Annotated in this window: 26 protein-coding genes and 1 tRNA gene; 10 read left to right on the top strand and 17 right to left on the bottom strand. The window is 64.4% G+C overall.

Translation table 11 applies throughout. From position 1 onward, the window contains the following. Positions 1-68: 68 nt before the first annotated feature. Together KMZ29_RS24970 and KMZ29_RS24965 are read right to left on the bottom strand one after the other, a co-directional pair. Complete coding sequence (locus tag KMZ29_RS24970; RefSeq protein WP_215621669.1) at positions 69-1,439, bottom strand: AmpG family muropeptide MFS transporter; 1,371 nt, start codon at positions 1,437-1,439, stop codon at positions 69-71. A 245-nt stretch (positions 1,440-1,684) separates the two neighbouring features. Further along, positions 1,685-2,893 (bottom strand): DNA recombination protein RmuC, encoded by a 1,209-nt coding sequence (locus tag KMZ29_RS24965; RefSeq protein ID WP_215621668.1) that lies wholly within the window; start codon positions 2,891-2,893, stop codon positions 1,685-1,687. Positions 2,894-3,083: 190 nt separating this feature from the next. Here KMZ29_RS24965 and def point away from each other — a divergent pair, with 190 nt between their 5' ends. The 3 genes from def to truA all read left to right on the top strand — a co-directional run bounded on the left by def (position 3,084) and on the right by truA (position 5,410). Further along, positions 3,084-3,611, top strand: a complete 528-nt coding sequence (gene def, locus KMZ29_RS24960; protein ID WP_215621667.1) for a peptide deformylase — start codon at positions 3,084-3,086, stop codon at positions 3,609-3,611. 129 nt (positions 3,612-3,740) lie between these two features. Further along, positions 3,741-4,673, top strand: coding sequence for a methionyl-tRNA formyltransferase (fmt, locus tag KMZ29_RS24955; protein ID WP_215621666.1), 933 nt, complete (start codon positions 3,741-3,743; stop codon positions 4,671-4,673). Further along, a complete protein-coding gene (gene truA, locus KMZ29_RS24950) occupies positions 4,673-5,410 on the top strand; it encodes a tRNA pseudouridine(38-40) synthase TruA (RefSeq protein ID WP_215621665.1) in 738 nt (245 codons plus the stop codon). Before fmt ends, truA begins: the two co-directional genes overlap by 1 nt. A 117-nt stretch (positions 5,411-5,527) precedes the next feature. Here the strand turns inward: truA and dapE are convergent, their stop codons facing one another. From dapE to rpmH, 10 genes are all read right to left on the bottom strand, one after another. Continuing rightward, positions 5,528-6,694, bottom strand: coding sequence for a succinyl-diaminopimelate desuccinylase (gene dapE, locus KMZ29_RS24945; RefSeq protein WP_215621664.1), 1,167 nt, complete (start codon positions 6,692-6,694; stop codon positions 5,528-5,530). A 3-nt stretch (positions 6,695-6,697) separates the two neighbouring features. After that, complete coding sequence (dapD, locus tag KMZ29_RS24940; RefSeq protein ID WP_215621663.1) at positions 6,698-7,543, bottom strand: 2,3,4,5-tetrahydropyridine-2,6-dicarboxylate N-succinyltransferase; 846 nt, start codon at positions 7,541-7,543, stop codon at positions 6,698-6,700. A 235-nt stretch (positions 7,544-7,778) separates the two neighbouring features. Beyond that, complete coding sequence (locus tag KMZ29_RS24935) at positions 7,779-8,474, bottom strand: pyrimidine 5'-nucleotidase (RefSeq protein WP_215621662.1); 696 nt, start codon at positions 8,472-8,474, stop codon at positions 7,779-7,781. 171 nt (positions 8,475-8,645) lie between these two features. Further along, positions 8,646-9,794 carry a DUF1036 domain-containing protein gene (locus tag KMZ29_RS24930; RefSeq protein WP_215621661.1) on the bottom strand — a complete coding sequence of 383 codons (1,149 nt, stop codon included), beginning with the start codon at positions 9,792-9,794 and terminating at the stop codon, positions 8,646-8,648. A gap of 32 nt (positions 9,795-9,826) precedes the next feature. Next, positions 9,827-10,723 (bottom strand): acetylglutamate kinase, encoded by an 897-nt coding sequence (gene argB, locus KMZ29_RS24925; RefSeq protein WP_215621660.1) that lies wholly within the window; start codon positions 10,721-10,723, stop codon positions 9,827-9,829. A 230-nt stretch (positions 10,724-10,953) separates the two neighbouring features. Beyond that, the gene (locus KMZ29_RS24920) at positions 10,954-11,328 is read right to left on the bottom strand and encodes a DUF423 domain-containing protein (RefSeq protein WP_215621659.1); all 375 of its coding nucleotides are present in this window, start codon (positions 11,326-11,328) and stop codon (positions 10,954-10,956) included. A gap of 2 nt (positions 11,329-11,330) precedes the next feature. Then, entirely contained in the window at positions 11,331-11,981 is a 651-nt protein-coding gene (gene yihA, locus KMZ29_RS24915) for a ribosome biogenesis GTP-binding protein YihA/YsxC (RefSeq protein WP_215621658.1), read from the bottom strand. A gap of 124 nt (positions 11,982-12,105) precedes the next feature. Then, the gene (gene yidC, locus KMZ29_RS24910; protein WP_215621657.1) at positions 12,106-13,971 is read right to left on the bottom strand and encodes a membrane protein insertase YidC; all 1,866 of its coding nucleotides are present in this window, start codon (positions 13,969-13,971) and stop codon (positions 12,106-12,108) included. 18 nt (positions 13,972-13,989) lie between these two features. Continuing rightward, a complete protein-coding gene (rnpA, locus tag KMZ29_RS24905; protein WP_215621656.1) occupies positions 13,990-14,346 on the bottom strand; it encodes a ribonuclease P protein component in 357 nt (118 codons plus the stop codon). Positions 14,347-14,371: 25 nt separating this feature from the next. Beyond that, positions 14,372-14,506 carry a 50S ribosomal protein L34 gene (rpmH, locus tag KMZ29_RS24900; protein WP_008542748.1) on the bottom strand — a complete coding sequence of 45 codons (135 nt, stop codon included), beginning with the start codon at positions 14,504-14,506 and terminating at the stop codon, positions 14,372-14,374. A 369-nt stretch (positions 14,507-14,875) separates the two neighbouring features. On the opposite strand from rpmH, the gene KMZ29_RS24895 reads away from it, so the two are divergent. Both KMZ29_RS24895 and KMZ29_RS24890 read left to right on the top strand, forming a co-directional pair. Further along, entirely contained in the window at positions 14,876-16,354 is a 1,479-nt protein-coding gene (locus KMZ29_RS24895; RefSeq protein WP_215621655.1) for an ATP-binding protein, read from the top strand. 256 nt (positions 16,355-16,610) lie between these two features. Continuing rightward, positions 16,611-16,687: transfer RNA gene (locus tag KMZ29_RS24890), tRNA-Arg, on the top strand. A 475-nt stretch (positions 16,688-17,162) separates the two neighbouring features. Here KMZ29_RS24890 and KMZ29_RS24885 read toward each other — a convergent pair. Next, entirely contained in the window at positions 17,163-17,735 is a 573-nt protein-coding gene (locus KMZ29_RS24885; RefSeq protein ID WP_215621654.1) for a hypothetical protein, read from the bottom strand. Positions 17,736-17,745: 10 nt separating this feature from the next. Beyond that, a complete protein-coding gene (locus tag KMZ29_RS24880) occupies positions 17,746-18,270 on the bottom strand; it encodes a DUF3617 domain-containing protein (protein ID WP_215621653.1) in 525 nt (174 codons plus the stop codon). 127 nt (positions 18,271-18,397) lie between these two features. On the opposite strand from KMZ29_RS24880, the gene KMZ29_RS24875 reads away from it, so the two are divergent. Both KMZ29_RS24875 and KMZ29_RS24870 read left to right on the top strand, forming a co-directional pair. Continuing rightward, on the top strand, positions 18,398-18,625 hold the full coding sequence (locus tag KMZ29_RS24875) for a hypothetical protein (protein ID WP_215621652.1): 228 nt from the start codon (positions 18,398-18,400) through the stop codon (positions 18,623-18,625). A 344-nt stretch (positions 18,626-18,969) separates the two neighbouring features. After that, entirely contained in the window at positions 18,970-20,073 is a 1,104-nt protein-coding gene (locus KMZ29_RS24870) for a helix-turn-helix transcriptional regulator (protein ID WP_215621651.1), read from the top strand. 51 nt (positions 20,074-20,124) lie between these two features. Here KMZ29_RS24870 and queD read toward each other — a convergent pair whose 3' ends face one another. Both queD and KMZ29_RS24860 read right to left on the bottom strand, forming a co-directional pair. Next, the gene (gene queD / locus KMZ29_RS24865; protein ID WP_215621650.1) at positions 20,125-20,478 is read right to left on the bottom strand and encodes a 6-carboxytetrahydropterin synthase QueD; all 354 of its coding nucleotides are present in this window, start codon (positions 20,476-20,478) and stop codon (positions 20,125-20,127) included. Between the two features lie 404 nt (positions 20,479-20,882). Then, positions 20,883-22,622, bottom strand: coding sequence for a calcium-binding protein (locus tag KMZ29_RS24860; RefSeq protein WP_215621649.1), 1,740 nt, complete (start codon positions 22,620-22,622; stop codon positions 20,883-20,885). Positions 22,623-23,024: 402 nt separating this feature from the next. Between KMZ29_RS24860 and KMZ29_RS24855 the strand changes: the two genes are divergently transcribed. From KMZ29_RS24855 to KMZ29_RS24845, 3 genes are all read left to right on the top strand, one after another. Beyond that, positions 23,025-24,257, top strand: a complete 1,233-nt coding sequence (locus tag KMZ29_RS24855; protein WP_215621648.1) for a rhodanese-like domain-containing protein — start codon at positions 23,025-23,027, stop codon at positions 24,255-24,257. A gap of 129 nt (positions 24,258-24,386) precedes the next feature. Then, the gene (locus tag KMZ29_RS24850) at positions 24,387-24,950 is read left to right on the top strand and encodes a thiamine pyrophosphate-binding protein (protein WP_215621647.1); all 564 of its coding nucleotides are present in this window, start codon (positions 24,387-24,389) and stop codon (positions 24,948-24,950) included. Beyond that, positions 24,947-25,546 (top strand): thiamine pyrophosphate-dependent enzyme, encoded by a 600-nt coding sequence (locus tag KMZ29_RS24845; protein ID WP_215621646.1) that lies wholly within the window; start codon positions 24,947-24,949, stop codon positions 25,544-25,546. The genes KMZ29_RS24850 and KMZ29_RS24845 overlap by 4 nt, the downstream gene beginning before the upstream one ends. A gap of 42 nt (positions 25,547-25,588) precedes the next feature. Here the strand turns inward: KMZ29_RS24845 and KMZ29_RS24840 are convergent, their stop codons facing one another. Continuing rightward, positions 25,589-26,515 carry a LysR family transcriptional regulator gene (locus tag KMZ29_RS24840; protein WP_215621645.1) on the bottom strand — a complete coding sequence of 309 codons (927 nt, stop codon included), beginning with the start codon at positions 26,513-26,515 and terminating at the stop codon, positions 25,589-25,591. Between the last annotated feature and the right edge of the window lie 2 nt (positions 26,516-26,517).

The following is a 26,517-nucleotide window of genomic DNA, read 5'->3' as shown; positions in this document are numbered from 1 at the left end:
TGGAATACTGGGTCGCCTTCGCGGGGACGACAACTGAGGATGCTGACGCCGCGTTGCCAACTCGCCGCTTAGACCTTCACCGGACCCAGCTCATCGAAATGCCCGCGCCGCTGCAGCCAGGCCAGCAGGATCAGGCTCGGCACCGCGACCACGACGCAGATCGCAAAGAACAGCGGCCAGCCGGTCGCCTTCGCCACATAGCCCGCGCCTGACGACAGATAGGTGCGGCCCACCGCGGCCAGCGCAGTGAGCAGCGCATACTGCGTCGCGGTGTGCAGCGGGTTCTTGCACAGCGCCGACAGGTAGGCGACGAAGATCACGGTGCCGATCGCGCTGGTGAAATTCTCCGCCGAGATCGCGAACGCCAGCGCCCATTGATTGACGCCGACATAGGCGAGCCAGGAGAACGACAGGTTGGCGACCGCCTGCAGCACGCCGCCGATCCACAGGCTGGCGGCCAGCGGATAGCGCCGCGCCACATAGCCGCCGGCAAAGCCGCCGATCAGGGTCGCGGCCAGCCCAACGCCCTTGACGATGGCGGCGTAGTCGTTGCGGGTGAAGCCGAGGTCGATCACGAACGGCGCGGTCATGGTGCCGGAAAAGGCGTCGGTAAATTTGAACAGCACCACGAAGGCCAGCGCCGCCCAGGCATATTTGCGGACCAGAAATTCGGAGAACGCCCCGGCGGCCGCATGCATGACGCGCGACAACGCGGCCTCGCCGCGGGTCGCGGCCTCCGCGCGCGCCGATTGCCCGGGCTCGGTGGCGGCAAGGGCTGTGACGGTGCCGATCAGCACCATCGCTGCCATGACGACATAGCCCCACATCCACGCCGAAGAGCGGCCGATGCCGGTTGATTCGAACGCGCTCACCAGGAACAGCACGCCTGCGGTCGAGACCAGCATGCCGATGCGATAAGCCGCGACGTAGGAAGCCATGCCGGCGGCCTGTTCGCTCTCGGGCAGGCTTTCGACGCGGAACGCATCGACCACGATGTCCTGGGTCGACGACATTGTGGCGACCAGCAGCGCGCCGAGCGCCACGAACAGCGGCGAGCGCGCCGGATCGGTCAGCGCCAGCAGCAAGATCGCGCCGATCAGCAGCACCTGCGAGAACACCAGCCAGCCGCGGCGACGTCCGAAGGCGCGGGTGAAGACCGGCACATGCAGCGCGTCGACCAGCGGCGCCCACAAGAACTTCAGCGTGTAGGGCGTGCCGACCAGCGCGAACAGCCCGATGGTGCCGAGATCGACGCCGGCCTCGCGCATCCACACCAGCAGCGTCGATCCCGACAGCGCCAGCGGCAGGCCGGAGGAAAAGCCGAGCAGCAGCACGATCAAGACCCGCCGCTGTAGATAGACCTCCCACCCTTCGCGCCAGGAGGCGCGGGGCGCGGCGGGGGCGGATGGCGGTTTGGCAGCTTCGGGTGTGGATGTCATGCCGCAGTGCTAGCAGATTCGCGCTTCTTCCCCTCTCCCCTTGTGGGAGAGGGGGCATAGGCGGTCTTCGACCGCCGTTCTTAGACAAGACGCCGATGCTTTGCATCGGCTATGGCAAAGCATCGCGGGCGGGTGAGGGGTCTGTCTCCGCGGATGGAGACCCCTCATCCGGTCCTCGCTTCGCGAGGACCACCTTCTCCCACAAGGGGAGAAGGGAAGGAAGAGCCGGGTAATGACAGTTGGTGTTATTCCCCCGCCTGCAGCTTGCGGGCTAAGGGAAACAGCTCGGGCGCGCCCGGCTTGACGATGCCTGCGGGCTCGATGGGCGCTTCGGTCTTGCTGAAATCGAGTTCCTCGATCCGGCCTGCGCGCTTTTCGATCTTGTCGGCGGAGATCAGGATCTGGCGGACGTCCTCGTTGACGTCGCCGAAATGCTTTTGCAGCTTCAGCACGCGGTCGCGGAGGCGATTGAGATCGTCGCCGAGGTTGAGTACCTCGGTGCGGATCTGGTCGGCGGCATCGCGCATCCGCGCGTCTTTGAGGATCTGCTGCATCACCTGGATCGCCAGCATCAACAGCGACGGCGACACCAGCACGACGCGGGCGCGATAGGCCTTCTGAATCACGTCGTCGAAACCGTCGTGGATTTCGGCATAAACCGATTCCGACGGCACGAACATCAGCGCGGTATCCTGGGTCTCGCCCGCGATCAGGTATTTCTCGGCGATGTCGCTGACATGCTTCATCACGTCGGCGCGCAATCTCTGCGTGGCGAATTTCCGTTCCTCGTCGCTGCGCGCGTCGTGCAGCGCGGTCATCGCTTCCAGCGGGAACTTGGCGTCGATGCAGAGCGGCCGCTGATCCGGCAGGAACACCACGCAATCCGGCCGCTTGCCGGAGGACAGCGTGTACTGGAATTCGTAAGCACCCTTCGGCATGCCGTCTTGGACGATGGCTTCCATCCGCGCCTGGCCGAACGCGCCGCGCGACTGCTTGTTGGCGAGCACGTCGCGCAGCGTCGTCACCTGCGAGGTCAGGTCGGTGAGATTTTTATGCGCATTGTCGATGATGCCGAGCCGCTCATGCAGCACACGCAGGGAGTCCATGGTGTTGCGCGTGGTCTGTTCCATCGATTGGCCGACGCGATGGGTGACCGAATCGAGCCGTTCGCTGACCGCGCGCGCCATCTCGGCCTGGCGGCCGGCCAGCGCCTGGCCCATGGCGTCGACGCGGCCGGTGGCCTCGCTCTGGGCGCGCATCATTTCACTCAAGCGCTCTTCCAGCTCGTCGGCGCGGATGGCCTGCGCCATCGCCAGTTCCGCGCCGCGCCTGCCCGACCGCGCGATCACGATGGCGATGGTGAGGAGCAGCAGCAGCGCCAGCGCGCCGAACCCGATCAGCGCGTCGCCGGTGCGGACCGGGACGTCGCCAATGATCAAAAGAATCTCGTTCATGGCAGAACTTGTAGCCGATTCGCCCTTGAACGCGAACGAAGAGGGAACATTTATGGTGAATTCCGGGTTAATTTTCGTGGCTAATATTTGGCTAATATTCGTGGTTAACCGCCGGTAAACCGGTTCTGCCGGCGCATTGACCCCGGCAAATCAGCAGCTTAAATCGCCCGCCAGGGCACTTAGAGAAATCATGGCACTCAGAGAAATCATCATCCTGCCGGACAAGCAGTTGCGGCTCGTCTCCAGGCCCGTCGAGAAGGTGACGACGGAAATCCGCAAGCTCGCCGACGACATGTTCGAGACCATGTATGACGCGCCCGGCATCGGGCTCGCGGCGATCCAGGTCGCCCAGCCGCTGCGGCTGATCACCATGGACCTCGCCAAGAAGAGCGAGGAGGGCGAGACCAAGCCGCTGCCGCGCGTATTCATCAATCCGGAGATACTGTCGTCGTCGGAAGAGATGTCGGTCTACGAGGAAGGCTGCCTGTCGATCCCTGAATATTACGAGGAGGTCGAGCGGCCGGCGCAGGTGCGCATCCGCTTCACCGATCTCGACGGCAAGGTGCATGAGGAAGACGCCGAGGGCCTGTTCGCCACCTGCATCCAGCACGAGATCGATCATCTCAACGGCGTGCTGTTCGTGGACTATCTGTCGAAGCTGAAACGCGACCGCGTGCTCAAGAAGTTTACCAAGGCCGCGAAGAGGGCGGCGGAGTAGCATTCAATTTATCCTCGTCATGGCCGGGCGTGACCCGGCCATCCACGTCTTGGTCTCGGAAAAAGGGCGTAGATGCCCGGCGGCCGGGCATGACGAATCAAAACACCTTTCTGCGTTTGGACGCCTCGCATGCCTCTCCGCTTGATCTTCATGGGCACGCCCGATTTCGCGGTGCCGACGCTGCTGGAACTGGTGGCCCATGGCCACGAGATCGCGGCCGTCTACACCCGCGCGGCAAAGCCTGCCGGGCGCGGCATGAAGCTGCAGCCGACCCCGGTCGAGCAGGAAGCGCGGCGGCTCGGCATTCCCGTGTTGACGCCTGCGACCTTGAAGACACCGGAGGCGCTGGAGGAATTTCGCGCGCACAACGCCGACGCGGCCGTGGTCGTCGCCTATGGCATGATCCTGCCGCAGGCCATTCTCGACGCCCCACCGCTTGGCTGCTTCAACCTGCATGCCTCGCTGCTGCCGCGCTGGCGCGGCGCGGCGCCGATCAACCGCGCCATCATGGCCGGCGATGCCGAGACTGGCGTGATGGTGATGAAGATGGATGTCGGCCTCGATACCGGCGATGTCGCGATGGCCGAGCGGCTGGCGATCACGGATGCGATGACGGCGGCCGACCTGCACGACGCGCTGGCGCAGCTCGGCGCTGATTTGATGGTGCGCGCGATGGGCGCGCTGGAACGCGGCAAGCTGCAGCTCACAAAGCAAAGCGCCGACGGCGTCACCTACGCCGCCAAGGTCGAAAAGGCCGAGGCGCGGATCGACTGGAACAGGCCGGCACGCGAAGTGCTGCGGCACATTCATGGGCTGTCGCCGTTTCCCGGCGCGTGGTGCGAGATGGCGCTCGACGGCGAGCAGGTGCGCGTGAAGATCCTGCGTTGCGAACCGGCTGATGGTTCCGGCGAGCCGGGCGATCTGCTCGACGATCGCCTCGCGATAGCTTGCCGGGATGGCGCAATCCGGATTCTCGAATTGCAGCGCGCCGGCAAGGCGCCGATGAAGGCGGACGTCTTCCTGCGCGGCACCCCGCTGAAGCCGCCGATGCGGCTTGCCTGATGCCCCGCTACAAACTCATCATCGAATATGACGGCAGCCCGTTCTGCGGCTGGCAGCTGCAGGAAAACGGCGCTTCCGTGCAGGGCGCGCTGGAAGACGCGGTGAAAGCGATCTGTGGCGAGCAGGTCCGCGTGCACGGCGCCGGACGCACCGATGCCGGGGTGCATGCGCTGGGACAGGTCGCGCATTGCGACATCGCGAAACACTTCGTGCCGGGCCGTTTTCGCGACGGGCTGAATGCGCATTTGCGGCCGCATCCGATCGGCGTGCTCAGTGCGGAGGTCGTGCCCGACACGTTCGAGGCGCGGTTCTCGGCGAAGAAGCGCCATTACCTCTACCGGATTTCGAATCGCCGCGCCAATCTCGCGCTCGACATCGGCAAGGTCTGGCGGCTGCCGCGGCCGCTCGATGCGGACGCGATGCATGAGGCCGCGCAGCGGCTGGTCGGCAAGTTCGACTTCACCACGTTTCGCGACACCGAATGCCAGGCCAGGTCGCCGGAGAAAACGCTCGACCAGCTCGACGTCATCAGGGACGGCGACGCCGTCAACATCGTCACCTCGGCGCGCTCGTTCCTGCACAGCCAGGTGCGCTCGATGGTGGGATCGCTGGTCTGGGTCGGCGAGGGCCGCTGGAATGCCGACGATCTGCAGAAGGCGCTCGACGCCCGCAGCCGCGCCGCCTGCGGCCCGGTCGCGCCGCCCGATGGGCTCTATCTGGTGCGGGTGGAGTATTAGAAGAGCCTGACCGTCATGGCCGGGCTTGTCCCGGCCATCCACGTCTTTCTTGCTTGTTGCTGCCGAGAACGTGGATGGCCGGGACAAGCCCTGCCATGACGATGGAGCAAGAACAGCTCACCCGAAATACCTATCCAGCACGCCGCGATAAATCTTCGTCAGCTTCTCCAGGTCGGACACCGGCGTGCGCTCGTCGATCTGGTGCATGGTCTGGCCGACCAGGCCGAACTCGATGACCGGGCAATAGCTGGCGATGAAGCGCGCGTCCGAGGTGCCGCCGCTCGTGCTCAATTCCGGCTTGCGGCCGGTGACTTCCTCGATCGCGGCGACCGCGAGATCGGTGAAGGGGCCGGGCTTGGTCACGAACACGTTGGAATTGGAGGGCTCCCAAACGATCCGGGCGCGGATGCGGTTGCCGCAGGCCTTGGTCAGGCGCTCCTCGACCAGCTGCCGCAGCGTTTCCTGGGTGTGGAGATCGTTGAAGCGGATGTTGAACTTCGCCCGTGCCTGGCCGGGGATCACGTTGCCGGCCTTGTTGCCGACGTCGACGGAGGTGAATTCGAGGTTCGAGGCCTGGAATTGCGCGCTGCCGTGATCGAGCGGCTCGTCGCTCAGCGCCACGATCAATCGCGAAATATCCGGCACCGGGTTGGACGCGCGATGCGGATAGGCGACGTGGCCCTGGATGCCATCGACGTAAAGCATGCCATGCAATGAGCCGCGGCGGCCGATCTTGATGCAGTCCCCCAGCACCTCGACGTTGGAGGGTTCGCCGAGCACGCAATGGTCGAATTTCTCGCCGCGCGCCGCCACCCATTGCAAGAGCTTGATGGTGCCGTTGACGGAAATGTCTTCCTCGTCGCCGGTGATCAAAAACGAGATCGAACCACCGCCATTTTTTTGCGGCTTGCCGCCATTGTCGGCGAGATATTGCAGCACCGCCGCGACGCTGCAGGCGATGCCGCCCTTCATGTCGACCGCGCCGCGGCCGTATAGCAGGCCGTCCTTGACCTCGCCCGAGAACGCGCCATGGCTCCAGGCGCTCTCGTCGCCCGGCGGCACCACGTCGGTATGCCCGGCGAAGGTGATGTGCGGCGCGGAGTCGCCGATCCGGGCATAGAGATTGTCGATATCGGCGGTGCCGGGCTCGCCGAAGGTGACGCGATGCACCGTAAAGCCGGCGGCTTTCAGGATGTTTTCGAGAACGCCGAGCGCGCCGGCATCGGCGGGGGTTACCGAGGGGCAGCGGACGAGGTCGCGGGCGATGGAGAGAGCATCGGTCATGCCCTAGTCCCGCAGCAGCTCATTGATGCTGGTCTTGGCGCGGGTGCGCTCATCGACGCGCTTGACGATCACGGCGCAGGCGGTGGAGGGGCCGGGCTGGCCGTTCTTCAGCGGCCGGGCCGGCAGGGTGCCGGGCACCACCACGGCATATTCCGGCACCTCGCCGATGAAGGTCTCGCCGGTGTCGCGATCGACGATCTTGGTGGAGGCGCCGAGGAACACGCCCATCGCCAGCACCGCGCCCCTGCGCACGATCACGCCTTCGGCGACCTCCGAGCGCGCGCCGATGAAGCAGTCGTCCTCGACGATCACGGGCTCGGCCTGCAGCGGCTCCAGCACGCCGCCGATGCCGACGCCGCCGGAAATATGCACGCGCTTGCCGATCTGGGCGCAAGAGCCGACCGTGGACCAGGTGTCGATCATGGTCGATTCATCGACATAGGCGCCGAGATTGACGAAGGACGGCATCAGCACCACGTTGCGGGCGATGAAGGCCGAACGGCGCACGATGGCGCCCGGCACCGCGCGAAAGCCGGCGTCGCGAAACCGGTTCTCGCCCCAGCCCTCGAATTTCGACGGCACCTTGTCCCACCACGACGCCTTGCCGGGGCCGCCGGGAATCGCGCTCATATCGTTGAGGCGGAACGACAGCAGCACCGCCTTTTTCAGCCACTGATTGACCTTCCACTTGCCGCTGGCCTCGCGCTCGGCGACGCGCGCCTCGCCCTTGTCGAGCAGTTCGAGCGCATGGTCCACGGCCTCGCGGACTTCGCCCTTGGTCGACGTCGAAACGCCGTCGCGGGCTTCGAAGGCGGAGTTGACGGTGGATTCGAGGGAGGCGAGAGACATCGAGATTTCCTTGGGGAGCGCGCGGGGCAATCAGGGCGGCGATTTGGGAGGGCTTTTGTCGGGATTTGTCGGCGGAGAGTCAAGACTCGCCCTGCTGTCGTCCCGGCGAACGCCGGGACCCATACTCCGCGGCGGTATTGTTAGGCACAATGTTCAAACGGCTTCTTTCAAAAACAGATGACCGGGATTATGGGTCCCGGCGTTCGCCGGGACGACGAGTCGATAGAGTGATGGCTTACCGCGTCGCGCCCACCTTCTCCAAGAACCCCGTCAGATCATCCGTGACGTGATCGACATGGGCGGCATCGCGGCCTTCGAGTTCCCAGTCCTCGCGCACCACGTCCTGGCTGCCGTCGGGCACCACCAGCACCGTGGTCATGCCGAGCTGGTGCGGCACCGCGAGGTTGCGCGCCAGATCCTCGAACATCGCCGAGGTTTCGGGGGTGACCCCGTGATCCCTGAGGAATTTCCGATAGGTCTGCGGCGCCGGCTTCGGCTCCAGCTCGGCGGCGATGATGTCGAACACCGCCTCGAAATGTTCACCGATGCCGAGCCGCTGCAGCACCGCATCGGCATGGTCGGTCGAGCCGTTGGTCAGGATCAGCTTGCGCCCGGGGAGTCTGGCGATCGCAGCGCCCATCGCCGGATTTGGCTCCAGCGGCGAATGGTCTATTCGATGCACATAGGCGAGGTAGTCGTCGGCGTGCACGCCGTGTTCGGTCATCATGCCGCGCATGGTGGTGCCGTAGCGGCGGTAATAATCCTTCTGGACCACGCGGGCTTCTTCGGCGGATATCTTCAGCCAGGCGCTGACGAACTCGCCGATCCGCGCATCGACCTGCTGCCACAGATTGACGTGATGCGGATACAGCGTGTTGTCGAGATCGAACACCCAGGTGTCGATATGGGTGAAGGGGCGGGGCGTTCTCATCGCTCTCTCACCTTGTCGTCCCGGCGAACGCCGGGACCCATACGCCGTGCCGGTTATCGTGAGGGCGGTGCGAGTTACGCGCGATTGTTGCTGGCATTTGCGATTCCAATTGGGGCCGGTGGCTATGGGTCCCCGCGTTCGCGGGGACGACGAGAAAATATACTGGACAACTTATTTCGGCATCGCAAAGCGCAGGGTCTTGCCGCCGCCGCTCATGTCGACGGCGGCAAAGCCGGTCACGGTGAGCCCGCGGTTGCCGCACTCGCTTTGATCGCTGATCTCGAACTTGCTCTCGCGCGTGCAAAGCTGGGTGGCGCCGCCCCAGTTCAGCGGCCGGTCCTTGATCCTGAGCGCGCGGTTCTCGCCGTCGACGGCCTCGGCGAAACTGAAGACCTGCTTCGGCTGGCCCGTCACGTCGGGATGCAGGCACTTGCCGGGGTCGATGCGGTACCAGCCGCGGCTGGTCAAGGTCTTGCCGTCGTCGGTGCCGACCGCAGCCATGATCTTGTGCGGGGTGTCGTTGCACCAGGTCAGCCCGGTGGAAGACGGCGACTGCACCGCCTCGATCATGGTCGCAAAGAATTTCGGCGATTGCACGACATCGGCCGTCAGCCCGCGGTTCTTCAGGAACGCCGCCAGCGCTGCTTGCGTCTTCGGGCCGTCGACGCCGTCGATCGGCGCCGCATCGTAGCCCGCGATCACCAGGAGCCGCTGGATGCCGGCGAGCCTCGCCTGCTCGTCGTCATATTCGCTGTCTTCGGCGAGATAGGCGACCAGATTGCCGTCGTCGGTCTGCGTCGGATGGATCTGGGTAAACGGCGCCGGCGTCTGTCCGTGGCGGCACTGGCGCGCCGCTGCAATGACGAAATTGTCGGGTGCGATGCACAGCGTGTCGTTGCCGCTCTGCGGCACCGGCGAGGAGCCGTAAACGCCGAGCGCGCGGGCATTGAGCAGGATGCGGTCGGCGGTCAGCGTGCCCTGTGCGACGATGCGGCACGCCGCCGGATCGATGCGGAACCAGCCGCGGGTCGCGGTGGCGGCCTTGTCGTCGATGCCGATGGCGGCCTCGACCACATAGCTCATGCGGTTGCAGAGTTTCAGGTCGGCGTAGGCGGGTACGGCTGAGAAGAGGTAGGAGATCACTGCCGCGGGCAACGAGCTCAGCACAGAACGCAGGACCGACGAAGAGGTCCGCGTGGCCCTAAGGTCGTCATGCCCGGGCCAAAGCGCGAAGCGCGTCTTCGCGCAGATGTCCCGGGTATCCACGTCTTCCTTGCGGCCAGAAAGCAAGACGTGGATGGCCGGAATAAATCCGGCCATGACGGCTTTCATTCGCTTGGCCGCTCGGTTCTTCACTTGTGGATCAGCGTGCCGGTGCCCTGGTTGGTGAACAGTTCGAGCAGCACGGCGTGCGGCGTCTTGCCGTCGATGATGACGACGCCCTGCACGCCCTGCTCGAGCGCGTAGATGCAGGTCTCGACCTTGGGAATCATGCCGCCGGAAATGGTGCCGTCGGCGATCAGCTTGCGCGCCTCCTTCACCGACAGTTCGGGAATCAGCTTCTTCGACTTGTCGAGCACGCCGGGAACGTCGGTCAGGAGCAGCAGCCGCTTGGCCTTGAGCGCGCCGGCAACCGCGCCGGCAAAGGTGTCGGCGTTGACGTTGAAGGTCTGCCCGCTTTGCGATGTCGCCAGCGGTGCCAGCACCGGGATCAGTTCATGGCCGATCAGCTGGTTCAACAGCGTGAGATCGACCTTCTCGGGTTCGCCGACGAAGCCGAGATCGACCACCTTCTCGATGTTCGAATCCGGATCGACCATCGAGCGCGTCGCCTTCGACGCCATCACCATGTTGCCGTCCTTGCCGCACAGGCCGACCGCCTTGCCGCCGGCCTCGTTGATGTAGCCGACCAGCTGCTTGTTGATCGAACCGGCCAGCACCATCTCGACGATCTCGATGGTGGCGGCGTCGGTGATGCGCAGGCCGGCGGCGAATTCGGACTGGATGCCGAGCCGCTTCAGCATGGTCGCGATCTGCGGCCCGCCGCCATGCACAACGACAGGATTGATCGCGGTCTGTTCCAGAAGAACGATGTCGCGGGCGAACGCCTTGGCGGTTTCTTCCGCCCCCATGGCATGGCCGCCATATTTGATGACGATGGTTTCCTCGTCATACTGCTGCATGTGCGGCAGCGCCTCGGACAGGATGCGGGCCTGATCGAGTGGACTGATTTGCGGCGCGTCGGTCATGAAGCGGGTCTCTTGGTCTCTGGGGTGGGGCGGTTTCTATCTGATTGGTCGACGAGGCGCAAAGTGGAGGTTTTCACCCTCTCCCCTTGTGGGAGAGGGTGGCTTCGCGAAGCGAAGGCGGGTGAGGGGTTCTCTCCGCGGATGCGGACCCCTCATCCGACGCGCTCAAGAGCGCAAATGCGCTCCAAAGCGCGCCACCTTCTCCCACAGGGGGAGAAGGAAGAACGGCGTCAATTCCGCCGCGGCCATGCGGCGGCCACGGCCAGCGCCAGCCAGCTCGCGATCAAAAGCGTGCCGCCGGTCGGGGCGGCAAAGGGGAACAGCCCGTGGCCGGCATATTGCCGCAGCGTCAGGTCGCCGGCGAACAGGGCAGTGGCGAGGACAAAGCCCCATGCGGCCAGGATTCCGATCCGGGCATGAATGATGCCGCGCTCGGCCAGCGCCGCGGTGCCGAGCACGGCCAGGGCGTGAAACAGCAGCATCGATGACGCCGACGCCAGCCGCGCGGCATCGGCCTGATGCGCGGAGGCCGCCGCCAGGATCACGCCGTCGGCGCCCATGACGCCGGCCAGCACGATCAGGATGCGGGACAGCCGCGCTTCCATCGTCAACTCCGCTCGGCGAGCAGTCGCACCATGGCGGCGCGCAATTCCGGCATGCCGGCACCGGTGCGCGAGGAGGTGACCAGGATGTCCGGAAAGGCGGCTGGATGTTTGGCCAGCGCCGCCTTGATGTCGACGACGCGCTGCTCCAGTTCGGCCGGCTTCACCTGATCGGCCTTGGTGAGCACGACCTGATAGCTGACGGCGGATTTATCGAGCGTCTTCAGCACGTCGAGATCGACCTCCTTGAGGCCGTGCCGGGCATCGATCAGCACATAGACCCGCGCCAGGCTGGCGCGGCCCTGCAGGAATTTGTGGATCAACGCGGTCCATGACGCGACTTTCGCCTTTGGCGCGGAGGCGTAGCCGTAGCCGGGCATGTCGACCAGCCGGAAGCCCATTTTGTCTGGGGCTTCGAAGAAGATCAGTTCCTGGGTGCGGCCCGGCGTATGCGAGGTCCGCGCCAGCGCGTTGCGGCCGGTCAGCGCGTTGATCAGGCTGGATTTGCCGACATTGGAACGGCCGGCGAACGCGACCTCCACGCCCGCCATCGGCGGCAGCGTTTCGATCGAGGGCGAGGCCCAGATGAACTGCCAGTCGCCGGCGAACAGTTTTCTGCCCTGCTCGATCAGGTCAGCATCGGGTTCGGCGGTCATGCGCAGGCTTTCTGTGCCCTTCATGGTGAGGAGGCGCTTTTTCAGCGCCGTCTCGAACCATGAGGCCCGTGGCCCATCCCTCGAGACGCGCGCCAGAGCACACTCCTCGGGATGAGGGTCGTTGTCACGTCTTCTCGACGGCCTTCTTGGCGAACGTGGCCTTGAGGTTGTCGAACAATTCCACCTTCACGCCGTTGCGGCGCATGATGTAGCTCTGCTGCAGCACCGAAAGCAGGTTGTTCCACGCCCAGTAGATCACGAGGCCGGCCGGGAACGAGGCGAGCATGAAGGTGAAGATCAGCGGCATCCAGTCGAAGATCATCTTCTGGGTCGGATCCGGCGGCGTCGGATTGAGCTTCATCTGGAACCACATCGTGAGCCCCATGATGATCGGCCAGACGCCGAGCATCAGATACGGGCCAATCGCCGGTCCGAGCGTCATCGGATCGAACGGAAGAAGTCCGAACAGGTTGAAGATCGTGGTTGGATCGGGTGCCGACAGGTCCTTGATCCAGCCGTAGAACGGCGCGTGGCGCATTTCGATGGTGACGAACAGCACCTTGTAGAGCGAGAAGAACACCGGAATCTGCAATAGGACGGGAAGACAACCGGCGACCGGGTTGATCTTCTCCTTCTTGTAGATCTCCATCATCTCCTGCTGCTGCTTCACCTTGTCGTCGGGAAAGCGCTCCTTCAGCGCGGCCAGCTGCGGCTGCACCGACTTCATCTTCGCCATCGACGCGTAGGACTTGTTGGCCAGCGGGAAGAACAGCAGCTTCACCAGCACGGTCACCAGCAGGATGGAGACGCCGAAATTGCCGACCAGGTGGAAGAAGAAGTCCAGCGCCAGGAACATCGGCTTGGTGATGAAATAGAACCAGCCCCAGTCGATCAGGAGATCGAAGTGGTTCAGCGCAAGCTGCTTGTTGTAGCCGCCGAGGCCGGCGAACGGAAAATTGATGCCGACGACGCTGGCTTCCTTGGCGCCGGCGAACAGCCGCGCATTGGAAGAGCCGGTGCCGCCGATCGCGATGGTCTGCGGATCCTGCAGATAGTCGGTCTGATAGGTGCGCGTGGCGCCGACCAGGTTGGACGAGAACCGCGCCTGCAGCTTCGCTGTGGTGTCCGGGAGCAGCGCCGAGGCCCAGTACTTGTCGGTGATGCCGAGCCAGCCGTTGGTGACGTTGAAGGTCTTCACCTTGTCGTCGTCGATTTTCTTGTAGCCGTATTCCTGCAGGCCCTGCTCGCCGAGATAGCCGATCAGGCCTTCATGCAGGATGTAATAGCCCTCGACATGCGGGGTGCCGTGCCGCGAGATCAGCGCGAACGGATAGAGTGTGACCGGCGCATTGCCGATATTGGTGACGTCGTCCTTGATGGTGAAGAGGTAGCGCTCGTCGATCGAAATGGTGCGGCGGAAGGTGAGGCCGTCGCCATTGTCGTATTTCAGCGTCACCGGGCTGTTCGGCGCAAGGCTGCCCGAGCCTTCCTGCTGCCATAACGTGTTCTGGTCGGGTATCCGCACCGTCGAGCCGGCGGCGGCGACCCAGCCGAATTCCGCGTAATAGGGCGTCGCCGTGCCGGAAGGCGAGAACAGCACGATCGCGGGCGATTTGGGATCGACGGTGTTGCGGAACTGCACCAGCGCCAGATCGTCGATTCGCGCGCCCTTCAGGGAAATGCTGCCGGAGACCCGCGGGGTCTCGATCTTGATGCGCGGGTTGGCGTTGATGGCGACCTCGCGGGTGACCACCAGCGGCGCCGATGCCGGCTGGCTCGGCGCGGGCGCATTGGCTGACGGCGTGCCGGCCTGCGGCGTGGTCGAGGGGGTGGCCGGAGTGCCGGCCTGCGGCGCGGGCTTGGCCAGTTCGCTCTGGGCCTGCTGCGCGCGCTGCTTCTCCATCTGCGGGACATTGTAGAAATATTGCCAGCCGATCAGCACGAGGCCGGACAGAATGACGGCGAGGATGGTGTTGCGATTATCGGTCATCGTTCAAGGTCTCGTCATTCAATTCGGATGGCGGCTTGCCGTCCTGGATGGCTGCCGCTCGAGGCGATGCAGCGCCGAGCGGAGATCGTCGAGCATGGTCGCAAAGTCGCAGGTAAGCGCGGCCCGACGGCCGACTAGCACATAATCACTGTGCGGTCGCATGGATATGACGTCCAGCCGCTTCACCAACTCGCGAAGCCTGCGCCGGATGCGATTGCGCTCGGTGGCGGTGCCGTTCTTTTTGGTGACCGTAAAGCCGATCCGGATCGGACCGTCATCGTCGCGGCGGCGGCCCTGCAGCACGAAGGCAGCGCTGTTGGCCCGCGCGCCATTGGCAACGGCGAGGAAGTCCGCCCGCTGCCTTAGCCGATCCATGATGGAATCTCCGGGAAGCCCGGGCTCAGGCGCTCAGACGCTTGCGGCCCCGGGCGCGGCGCGCGGCGAGGACCTTGCGGCCGCCGGCGGTCGCCAGACGGGCGCGGAAGCCGTGACGGCGCTTGCGCACCAGTTTGCTGGGTTGATAAGTCCGCTTCACGGGTCGTTCTCCGCTGACCGGGCAATTTGCCTGATTAATGAGGTAAGTCCGGTGATGCTGTTCGGCCCCGAACGGGCCGTTTCCGGCCCAAAAACGAGCCGCCCCGGTCGGACCGGGTCATCGCGGACAGTTGGCGCGGCTTATACGGGAGCGTCCTGTTTTCGTCAATGTTGCGGGATGCCGCAATTGAAGCCCTTCGAAACGGCGCAATTGGCGCGAATATATCGATTTTCGTGGTGTTTTTGAGGGTGAGGATGGCGACCCGCCCGCCTGCCCATTAGATCCGGAACAGGCGGACATTAGCGATCCGTAATTTGACCGGTACGAGGGCCAAACGCATCCTCGAATCCGCGCTATCGAGGCAGATTCGTGTCAGTGACCGACCCACAGCCAGCCACCGAAACGCCGCGGCCCGGGCCGTCGCGCCGGCTTGGTCTGTCCGGCAAGCTGCTGCTGCTGACCATTCCGCTGGTGATGATCGCAGGGCTCATGATCTACGTGCCGGCGATCGCCAATTTCAGGATGAACCGGCTGAACGACCGGCTCGCCGCGGCCAATACCGCCGCGCTGGTGCTGGATGCCGCCCCGTTGGGCATGGTTCCGGAGTCACTGTCGCGGCAAATCCTGAAAAGCATCGGCGCCCGCGCGGTCGCTATCAAGATGGGGCAGCAGCGCCGGCTGCTCGCCAGCGCCGATTTGCCGCCCGCGATCGACCACGACGTCGACATGCGCGAGATCACGGTGTGGTCGGCCATCGTCGATGCGTTCGAGATCATGCTGGAAACCGGCAATCAAACGATCCGCGTGGTCGGGCCGGCGCCGGGCGGCGCCCAGTTCATCGAGGTGGTGATCGACGAAGCGCCGCTGCGCCAGGCGATGTACCGCTTTTCCGGCAACGTGCTGGTGGTATCGCTGCTGATCGCGGGATTGACCGCAGGCCTCGTCTACCTTGCCTTGCATTACCTGTTCGTGCGGCCGATGCGGCGGCTGACCGCGAGCCTGGTCGGATTCCATGAAAATCCCGAGAGTTCGGCCCACATCATCGTGCCCAGCCAGCGCGGCGACGAGATCGGCGTCGCCGAGCGCGAATTGTCCGACATGCAGCGCGATCTGGTGTCGATGCTGCATCAGAAGAGCCGGCTCGCCGCGCTTGGCCTCGCGGTATCCAAGATCAACCACGATCTGCGCAATCTTCTGGCGTCCTCGCAGCTGTTGTCGGACCAGCTCGCCAGCGTGCCCGATCCCCGGGTGCAGCGCTTTGCGCCGAAACTGATGCGCTCGCTGGAGCGCGCCATCGCGTTCTGCCAGTCGACCTTGTCCTATGGCCGCGCCCAGGAGGCCTCGCCCGACCGCCGCATGACGCTGATCGAGCCTGTGGTGGCCGAGGTGCGGGAATCCGCAGGGCTCGCCACCGAGGCGTCGATCGGCTGGATCAGCGCGATCGAGCGCGGACTCTCGGTCGACGCCGACCCCGACCAGCTGTTCCGGGTGCTGCTCAACCTCGTGCGCAACGCCGCGCAGGCGCTCGAAAGCCGCCCGAAAAGCGACGCCGCGGCCATGCAGATTCGCATCACCGGCCGCCGCGAGGGTTCGGTTGCCATCATGGAAGTTTCCGACACCGGCCCCGGCGTCCCGCCAAAGGCCCGCGAACACCTGTTCGAGGCGTTCCAGACCTCTGGGCGACCCGGCGGCAGCGGGCTCGGCCTCGCCATTGCCGCCGAACTGGTCCGGGCCCATGGCGGCGAGATCCATCTGGTGGAAGGCACCATTGGCGCCACCTTCCGGATCACGATCCCAGACCGGCCGGTGGAACTGCAGAGCGTCCGCGCCGAGCGGGCAAGGGCGTAGAGCCCAGCGTCCGTCATTCCGGGGCATCGCGCAGCGATGAACCCGGAATCCAGAGATAATCGGGCGAGATTCCGGGTTCGCGCTCCGCGCGCCCCGGAATGACGAGGAGTTACCGTCCTGGATTGGCCGCCAGATCCCGCGTTCCGGACCTTGCCAATTCGGGCCGGAGCGGGTAGCTAAAGCGCTCTTTCGCGACCTTCCGAACCGTCTATCGGATGCAGTCGGGCTCCCAAGCCCAACATGCCCCGCGAAAAACGCGCCCGTAGCTCAGCTGGATAGAGCACTAGACTACGAATCTAGGGGTCAGGAGTTCGAATCTCTTCGGGCGCGCCAATAAAATCAAATAGTTGCAAGTAATAATTTCGACGAACGGGGCTTCGCGCCCAACATTTGCCCGATAAGCGCCGGCGATCCCCTCTGACTGGAGGAACCAAGCGCCGATTCTGATCTTTGCGCAGGCAGATCAGAGCCACCGCCCGAAAGCAGGTGAGCCGATTTATTTCGAAATGCCGGCGGGCATCGAACAGTGACCTGCCCCCAAAGTTTCATCCAGCGGCGAGTTCGCTATCGCACGAACGACTATTTCGCGCCAAGCATCGAAGAGATCACGACTACCAACGACTACCAATAGCAGCGGTGGAGACTTTGGCAGACACAGGGGGCACTCGGTATGCATGAAAGGCGGAGATGCTGGCGATGCCGTGCAAATGGCGATGCACGGCGATCAGCTCAACGAGCCCGCCGACGAGGACTACCGGGCCGGATAAAACCCCAGAGCCCAGACCGCGGAAGCCCTGTCGTGAAGGGCTCAGATTTTGGATATCCGCGCCACGTCGAGGTTGCGGGCGAACGCAACCAGCTCTGCCGAGGACACATCATGGCCCTCCAGGATGGCTCCGCAGCGACCCAACATGATCTCAAGCCGGCCGGTCCGATTCTTTTCCTCGAAGGTCAGGTAACCCTTGAAGCCGCCGATATCGACCTCCGAGGTCACGCGTCCAGCGACCTCCTGATCGGGCCCTAGCCTGCGCTTAGCGTTGCTGAGCAACTTGGCCGCGCCGTCAAGCAGGTTCAGAGCGACGCTCACGCCGCCGTCCTCGCCCCTCTGACGAGAGTATTCCTGCATGACCAGGCGCGAGCGGTCAAATGTGTCCATGTCATCGAACAGCCCGTCTGACTTCCAGCCATTAATCGGCGCCGGAACGTAGCTCAGCAGGTCGACTTTGGCCGATTCCGTGCCGGGCTGCACGGAGCGTTGCGCGGCCTTCTGGCTGCCGCTCAGTGCCTCGACCGGCGCGGGGAGTGATTGAGCGTTCACTCCAGGCACGCCGGCAATTCCGAGAATCGCGAGCACTGCGCCCGCAGAGAGAAAGACTCGCATTGCTGACCTCTCAGTCTTGCAGCATGTTTCGGCGCTGGCCATCTTCATCGACGTCGCCCGGCTTCATGCCGCTGGGGCATTCCCCCACCCACCGGCTTTCCAGAACGTAGCTCACGGGCGGAGTTGACGCTCCTGCGACGGCGACGTTCACCTTTGCTCGAATCACGACGTGGCGCGCGTCTCCGCGCAACTCGCCGGCCACCGTCGATGTCGCGCCCTCCATCTTGCAGACCGCCTGGTAGTTGAATCCGCCAGCTACCGGGGTGCGGCGCGGCTTATCACACCCGGCGTTCGCAGGCGCAACCTGCGCGAAGATGTCGTGCTTCTTCTGTAGCTCGAGGTCGATACAAGCCCGGCTCGTCCCAGGCACCGCCTGGCCGTCCACGGTGGCGGTGATTTCCCAGAGGCCTGGCGTGGTGAAGATCTGGCGGGTGGCGTCGGGAGGGCCTGCCAGTGATGACGCGCCCACGACGTCTCGCGCTTCCGCCGTCAAGCACGGAGCCACGACCAAACTCAGACAGATGATAACGCCCAATTTCCGCATCCAGTGAAACCTCCATGCTTCGGCTCCGGGTCGGCTGGCTTCCGCTGCCCGCAACCGCGGCTCCCTATAGCGGTCGCCCCGAGGAGTCGCCTCGTCCAAATGGAGTAGGCGCGCGAGGATGAGCAAATTGACCGAGCCGGCGTCCCGACCGCAGATGGACATTCACGACACTGGTGGGAGCGAGCAACGCAATCCCTCGGATTCCGGAGCTCGCAGGGAGCGCCAGTCGCATCAGGACTTCACGCTGCGGCCGGTGTGGCCGGAGATGCTGATCGCCTCGCCGTCGGTCGGCACTTCGCCCCAGCTGCTGCTTGAGCGAGGCTCGCCGACAGCGCAAGCATGCTGACCGATAGAAGAAGTGAGCGGGTGCCCTGATGCATTCGAGCCTCGTGCCGTGTTTCAAGGTCGACACTGATGCCGCGACTCGGGGGCTCCGGTTGGACCTGACGGCAGCAGCTATGCGCTCACGGCACGGGGAATCGCGCTCCTTCTGGCTGTTGCGAGACAGACACAGCCCTTGACGTGCGGCTTACCTGCCGCCCGCTTCTCAGCGGCCGATCTCAGGATATGCTTGCTTGCCTATGATCAGTTTCTTATTAGTCGACCCATGCGCCGTTCCTGTCCGACATCTCTTCGCTGCTCGCTTTTCCTGCATCCGGCTGGCTTCTTTCCTCATAGAGGCAATTCCCGGTGCGTCTGACGGATGGTGTCATCGCGTCGTTGACGGAAAAGATCTACGATGCCGCGTTGGCGCCCGAGGCGTGGCAGGCGTTGGCCCTCGATCTGGCGCAGGTGCTGCGCGGCCAGGTCGCGATTTGCAGGCACGCCGAGCAGCCAATCGGCATCTATGCGGTGACCGGCGACCCTGCGGCCATGGCAGACTATACGAACCATTATTGGCGCCTGGATCTCGGCATTCAACGGCTCGCTCGCTCACGTCCGGGGGTCGTGCTGACCGATGTCGAGCTTGCGGGACCGGACCCGGCGTGGTCTGAGTTCGTCAATGACTTCGTTCACCCCATGGGATGTGGCGCTGTGCTTTACGCTTCGCCCTACCGCCATGGCGACGAGTTCGTATCTCTGGTGGCAGCGCGCGAACTGCGGGCTGGGCCGTACGACGAGACGAGCCTGTACGTCGTTCAGCAGCTGTCGCCGCACATCGCGCGCAGCCTGGCAATCCAGGAGCGGATGAGGGCTGCGCGCCTGGAGTCCGCCGCGTCTATCGAAGCACTCGAACGTGCCGCAATGGCCGTGCTCGTCGTCAATGGGCAAGGTCGTCTTCGCTTCGCCAACGCGGTCGCCGAGGCTCAACTTCGCAAGGGCGTACTTGCGCTTTCCCGCGGACATGTCGGCGCGGGCTCAACGGATGCAACCCGCGTCCTCCATCGGGCAATCCGCTCGGCGAGCGCCGCAGGGTTGGCTGAAACCGTCTCTCTGCCGCGCCCAGGCGGCCGCGGCCCCCTACCGGTTACCGTTTGCCCAGCGGGAGTGAGCATAGCGTCCGCTGTTGGCGGCGACCCCCGCCTCGTTCTGCTGCTGTTTTCGGTTGCACCCGCCTCGCTAGACCAAAGTTGCGTGGCGCGGGCGTTCGGCTTGACCCCGGCCGAAACTCGGCTGTTGATGGCGCTCGTAGAGGGAGAGCGACTTTCCGACTATGCCGCGCGCAGGTCGATCCGGATTACGACGGTGAAAACGCACCTGCGTAGCCTGTTTCTCAAGACAGGCGAGCAGCGCCAAGCGGACCTCATCCGGCGCGTAATGTCCGAACCGCTGTTTCACCCGATGGGAAAATAAATGCGCTCATCGCGCGCAGGATGATGCTCCCTCTCCCGGGGAGAGAGATCTTCATCCATCGTATTCGGCCCAGCAATCCGGAGTCTCGAAAACGCGCACGGCAGAAAGGCTGGCGAGCGAGGGCTTGATATGGCGCCAGATCCAGGCGGCGATATTTTCCGCGGTCGGATTCTCCAGCCCCCCGATTTCGTTCAGGCAGTGGTGGTCGAGCCGTTTCAACAACGGCGCGAACGCAGCCTCGATGTCGAAGAAGTCCACCACAAAGCCGGTGGTTTCGTCGACCTGCCCCTCGAGTATGACTTCGACGCGGTACGAATGACCGTGCATCCGGTGGCAGCGGTGCTCAACCGGTACTTTCGGCAGCCAGTGCGCCGCTTCAAATCGGAACGCCTGCATGATCTTCATCTGATGTCGATGGCCTTGTGCAATTGCAAACTCAGTCTCCACGGCGGGTGCGACAGACGGTATCCGGCGGAGAGCCGAGTATTAGAGCCGACATCAGGCCCCGTCCACCGGCGGAAGACGGAATCTGTCCGGAACCGATGCAGAACGGCGCGCCCGGCCGTCGTCGCGAATGCATCGGGGTGCGTATCGCGCAGAAACACTTGCCCCAGGTCGTCTTGCCGAGCCATTCGCCGGCCAGGGCATCCTGCGTTACGCGTGGCAGGAAATCCGCTGGCTGATTTGCGGTCGCGATGCGCCAAGCGTCTTGCGGCCGCGTCGATGATTTGCCCGACGGTTCGGGATACGGCGCGACCGCGCCGTATCCCGAAATGATTGGACCGCTTTGCCGACGGTCCTTCGATTGCTCAAAGGATGAAGTCGTTGGCGGTGAACGTGTAAGGGTGTGACATGTAGATCTGCATGTCGGCGCCGGGGTCCGCATCGATCGAGACGTTGAGCGTGGCAATGCCGGTCCGACTGTCCGTCGTTTGCCAGACCAGGCCCGACCAGTCACCGGTATAGTGGGCGGGGTCGGCGAGGAAAGTGAAGGACTGGTCGCCCTCCAGCGAGGCATTTGCATCGATCAGAGACAGATCGATCCTGTCTTGCCCTTGCGTGAAATCGACGATCTGATCTGCCTGCTGGGGATCCCACGACAGCCGGTGCTGGGATTCCGTGACCGAGGCGAACCGAAAGATATCGGCGCCCTCGTTGCCGACAAGGTAATCGCTGCCACCGCCGCCAATCAGGATATCATTGCCGGTGCCGCCCACCATACGATCGTTGCCGGCGCCGCCGAACAGAATGTCATCGCCCGCATTGCCTTGCAGATAGTCGTTGCCGCCATGCCGCCAGCCGCTGTCGCCATAGACGACATCGTTGCCGTCGCCGCCGAACAGGCTGTCATTGCCGTATCCGCCATTGAGCGTGTCGTTGCCGGCAAGACCGCTGATCTGATCATCTCCGGATCCGCCAAAAACGAAATTGTCATTCGCATTACCCCTGAAGATATCCGCGAACTCCGTGAGATCGACCTCCTCGATCGACGAAAGGATGTCGCCCTGTGCTTCGCCCGTCCAGGTCAGCGACGAGCGAGCGAGATCGATGCTGACGCCGGCGGTAGCGTCGAAGTAGGCCGCGATGTCGAAACCGTCGCCTCCCGACAGAATGTCGGCGCCGGTCCCGCCGTTGAGAATGTCGGCACCGGTGCCGCCGTCGAGAATGTCGGTTCCATCGCCGCCATCGAGTATGTCGGCGCCGTTGCCGCCGAACAGAACATCGTCGCCGGGGGGAACGTAAGGAAACGCTGCGCCGCCGTGAAGGACGTCATCGCCGTCCCCGCCATCAAGCCAGTCGTTGCCGGCGCCGCCGTCCAGGATATCGGCGCCATCGTTGCCGTACAGCGTGTCGTTGCCAAAGGCGCCATTGGCGATATCCGCCAGATTCGAGCCGATGAACGTATCGTCGAAGTTCGATAGCGAAAATTCTTCGATGCCGATGTAGATCTGGCCGGCGGCGTCGCCGGTGTTCAATCGCATGTCGAGCAGGTTCACGGAGACGGCGGCCCACGAGGAACCATAGCTGACGGTATCGAATCCATCGCCGCCGAACAGCACGGCTGGGCCGGCCCCGGCACTCAGCCAGTCGTTGCCGGCACCGCCAATCAGAATGTCACCGCCGCCGTTGCCGAAGAGAACGTCATCGCCGTCGCCGCCAAACATGATGTCGGCGTCGAGGCCGCCGACAAGCATATCGGCGCCGGCCCCGCCATCCAGGACGTTGGAGCCGTTGCCGGCAAAGAGGTAGTCGTCGCCTGCGCCGCCAACCAGCGCGTCATTGCCTTCGTACGCCAGAAGGGAGTCATTGCCGTCGCCTCCGTCCAGATAGCTGCCGCCATAGACGCTGCCGCTGATAATCGTGTCGTTGCCGCCGAAGCCATAGATCGTGTCATTGCCGCCAAGGCCATCGATCACGTCGTCCCAGCCACTGCCGTAGAGGGTGTCATTGCCCCACGTTCCCGTGATGAAGATCGGTCCGGCGGGGATGCCGATCGCCATTTCGCTATCAAAATCGGTCTGCTCAAAAGCACGGATCGCTTTGGCCATTTTGAAAATCCTCGTTTTGGAGGGATGGAAGATCTCCGCGCATCTCGTGCGCGGATCGCCGTCCCGATGTCAGCCCGCTTGCAAGCTATGGGATGGAGCACCGGCTGCACGTCAGCCAATCGGAGGAGTGCCTCCGCTCTGTGTGAGGTGCGGCACACATGCACTGACGCGGCAGGGCTGTACGTGCTTCTTGCATTCCACGCGCCCGCTGGTTGGAGAGGGTGGCAAGTTCCCGGCAAAACCCGGGCGAAATGCGCCGCGGGAATGCGGACATATGCCTCTGTCCATCAGCGATGGCTAAGTTGAGCGGGCGTTGGCGCGGGCGCGCGCAACGGCCCGGAGTTGAACAGGCCGGCGCAACAGTGCAAGGCTAGCCGTCATTCCCATCCAGGCCCGCCATCCATGACCATACCCGCCATCACCCCCTCGCAAGTCCGCTGCATGCTGCTCTCGCGCGATGAAATCGCGCTGCTCGATCTGCGCCACGAGGCCGTCTTTGCGTCAGGCCATCCGCTGTTTGCCGCCAACATGGCGGCCGGCCGGATCGCGCTCGAGGCTGGGACGAGATTGCCGCGCCATGATGTGCCGATCGTTCTTTACGACGCCGGCGAGGGCCTCGTTGCGCAGGCCGCGGATCGCTTCAAGGATCTGGGATACACCGACGTTCGCCAACTCGAAGGCGGGCTCGATGCCTGGCGGACGGCGGGCTATGAACTGTTTCAGGACGTCAATTCCTACGCCAAGGCGTTCGGCGAACTCGTCGAGTCCCGCCGGCACACGCCCTCGCTGCCGGCGGAGGAAGTCGCCGCCCTGATTGCGGACAAGGCCAATGTCGCCATTCTCGACGTCCGGCGGTTCGACGAATATGCCACCATGAACATCCCTGGCTCCGTCAGCGTGCCTGGCGCCGAACTGGTGCTGCGTGCGGGCGGTATCGCGCCGGATCCCGAGACCATCATCATCGTCAATTGCGCCGGCCGCACCCGGTCGATCATCGGCGCCCAGTCGCTGATCAACGCCGGCGTCGCCAACAGGGTGGTGGCGCTGCGCAACGGCACGATCGGCTGGACGCTGGCGAAGCAAGAGCTCGAGCACGGCGCGGACCGGCGCGGCGGCATCGGCCCGTCCGAGGGCGCGCAGGCCAGGGCCCGCGAAGTCGCCTATCGCGCCGGCGTGAAGCATGTCGGCCCGGACGAAGCGATGGCGCTGCAGGCTCAAAGTCATCGCACGCTCTATCGCTTCGACGTCCGCGACGCCGAAGAGTATGCCGCCGGCCACATCGCAGGTTGTCGCCACTATCCCGGCGGGCAACTGGTGCAGGAGATCGACATGGCCGCGCCGGTGCGCGGCGCGCGCATTCTTCTCACCGACGACAGGGGCGTGCGCGCCGACATGACCGCGTCCTGGCTCGCGCAGATGGGCTGGGAAGTCTACGTGCTCGAAGGCGGCTATGATCGCGCGCTGGAAATGGGGCCGCCGCAGGTCTTGCCGAAGCCCGACCCGGCGCACCGCTACCGCCGACCCTATGAGGGCACCGATGTCGATGCCGGCGCGATGCAGGCCTACCTCGATTGGGAATACGGCCTCGTCGAACAGCTTCGGCGCGACGGCACTCATGGATTCTCTGTGATTTGACTCTCAACACGCCGGGAGTTTCAATTTTGCGATAGAAGCCATAACCACATTGAGCTTTTGCAGCTCCGCCAACGCCGTCTAATCTGGGCGGAAATCAAACCCGAAGAACGAAGTGAGGAGCGCCGCTCGATGGCAGATTTGGCCGCCAGACCGAACCAGGCGTCACCGCCGCCGACGTGGCCGGACGACGTCTACCGCATCCTCAAGGAAGCTGATGTCAAGCAGGTCGGGATGGTGCCGGATGCCGGCCACAGCCGTCTCATCCGCGCCTTCGAGGCCGATCCGGAGACACGCGTCGTCACCTTGACGACGGAAGAGGAAGGCGTGGCCATGCTCGCCGGCGCCTGGCTCGGCGGACAGCGCGGCGTACTCCTGATGCAGTCGAGCGGTGTCGGCAACTGCATCAACATGCTGTCGCTGCCAGCGATCTGCCACATGCCGCTGCTGATGCTGGTGACGATGCGCGGCGACTGGGGTGAGTTCAACCCGTGGCAGATCCCGATGGGGCAGGGAACGCACGCGGCGCTCGAGGCCATGGGCGTCATCGTCACGCGCGCGGACGAGCCGCATCTCGTCGCGCAGACGGTCTGGGGGGCTGCGAATCTGGCCTTCAACACCTGGCGGCCAGCCGCGGTCCTGATCGGGCAGCGGGTGTTAGGGGCCAAGAACTTCAAGGAGCTGGCGCGCAAATGACCAACCCGAATGCTCTGCTTCATCGCCGCGACGTCGTGGGCGAACTGCTGCGTGACCGCGGCGACCTGCTCGTCATCGCCGGACTCGGCGCGCCGAACTGGGACGTCTCGGCCGCCGGCGACAACCCCAACAATTTCCCGCTGTGGGGCGCCATGGGCGCGGCCTCGATGATGGGACTGGGCCTTGCGCTGGCGCAGCCGAAGCGGAAGGTGCTGGTCGTCACCGGCGACGGCGAGATGCTGATGAACCTCGGCTCGCTCGCCACCATCGCCGTCGAGAGACCGCCGAACCTGACGATCGCCGTGCTCGACAATGAGCGGTTCGGCGAGACCGGCATGCAGAGGACCCATACCGCCTCAGGCGTCGACCTCGCCGCCATGGCGCTTGCCGCGGGTATCCGGACATCGCGCGTCGTCAGGACCATGGAACAGGTGACGGAGATCCGCGATCTCGCCTATCAGGGCAAGGGACCGGTGTTCGCGCAGGTCAAGATCAATCCCGAGGCGCTGGTCTTCGTGTTGCCGCCGGCCGATGGCGTCATCCTGACGGCACGCTTCCGGCAATCCGTTCTCGGAGACGAAGCGCTCTACAATTGAGAAGCAACACCGATCAGTCTTGCAGGACTCTGAAGCGGCGCTTCAGCCCGCCATCCGGATTTTCCAAAGGCCTTCTTTGGCAAGCTGTTCGATCTCGGCAACGATCAGCGACGAGATCGTGCTGGTGGCGATGGATGAGGGGCGCGCGATCGGCGATGCCAGAATGATTTCGCGACTGACCGGCGGATTTACGAGGGCCGCCATTTCCAGCCGCTTGGCCGCCAGCTCGGCGCGGATCGCGGATGCCGGCAACAGCGTGTAGCCCAGCCCCTCTTCCATGAGGGCGATCTGGGCGCGGTATGAATCGGCCTCGATCATGGCGTTGAGCGTCAATTTCTTGCGGGCCACGGCTTTCTCGAGCAGCGCCCGCAGGCCATGCGAAACGCTGGGAAGGATCAGCCTCTGCTTGACCAGCCACTCCAGCTCGACCTGCTTTTTCCTGGCCAGGCCCGAGCCCGGCGGACCGACGACGGCGAGGTCCTCGTGTCCGATCGAGTGGACGGAAAGATGCAGGTCGTCGGCGGGACCGTAGGTGATGGCGAGATCCATCTCGCCCCGGTGCAACCATTCGACCAGATGGCCGCCATAGCTTTCCACGATGCGCAGCGAAATATCGGGAAGATCCGTGATGATCCGGCGCGCCAGGCGCCCCGACAACACGGCGCTTACCGTCGGCACCAGGCCGAGGATCACCCGTCCGGACGGCTTACCGCTCGCCGATTGGATGTCGTCGCGAACCTGTTCGATCTGCCGCACCAGCCCGGTGGTGCGGTCGAGCAGGATCTGGCCGGCGCTGGTCAAGAGCATGCCGCGTCCGTTGCGGATGAAAAGCTCAACCCGAAGCTCGTGCTCGAGCAGCTTGATGTGCCGGCTGAGCGCGGGCTGGGCGGCCCGCAGCCGGTCCGCCGCCTTGCTCAGGCTTCCGAGCTCCGCCACCGCCCGGAAGGTGCGCAGTTGTTTGAGATCCATCA

The organism is Bradyrhizobium sediminis, from assembly GCF_018736085.1.
GTDB classification, from domain to species: Bacteria; Pseudomonadota; Alphaproteobacteria; order Rhizobiales; family Xanthobacteraceae; genus Bradyrhizobium; species Bradyrhizobium sediminis.
The sequence above is the reverse complement of the archived record's forward strand: the minus strand, read 5'-3'. Positions and strand labels throughout refer to the sequence as shown.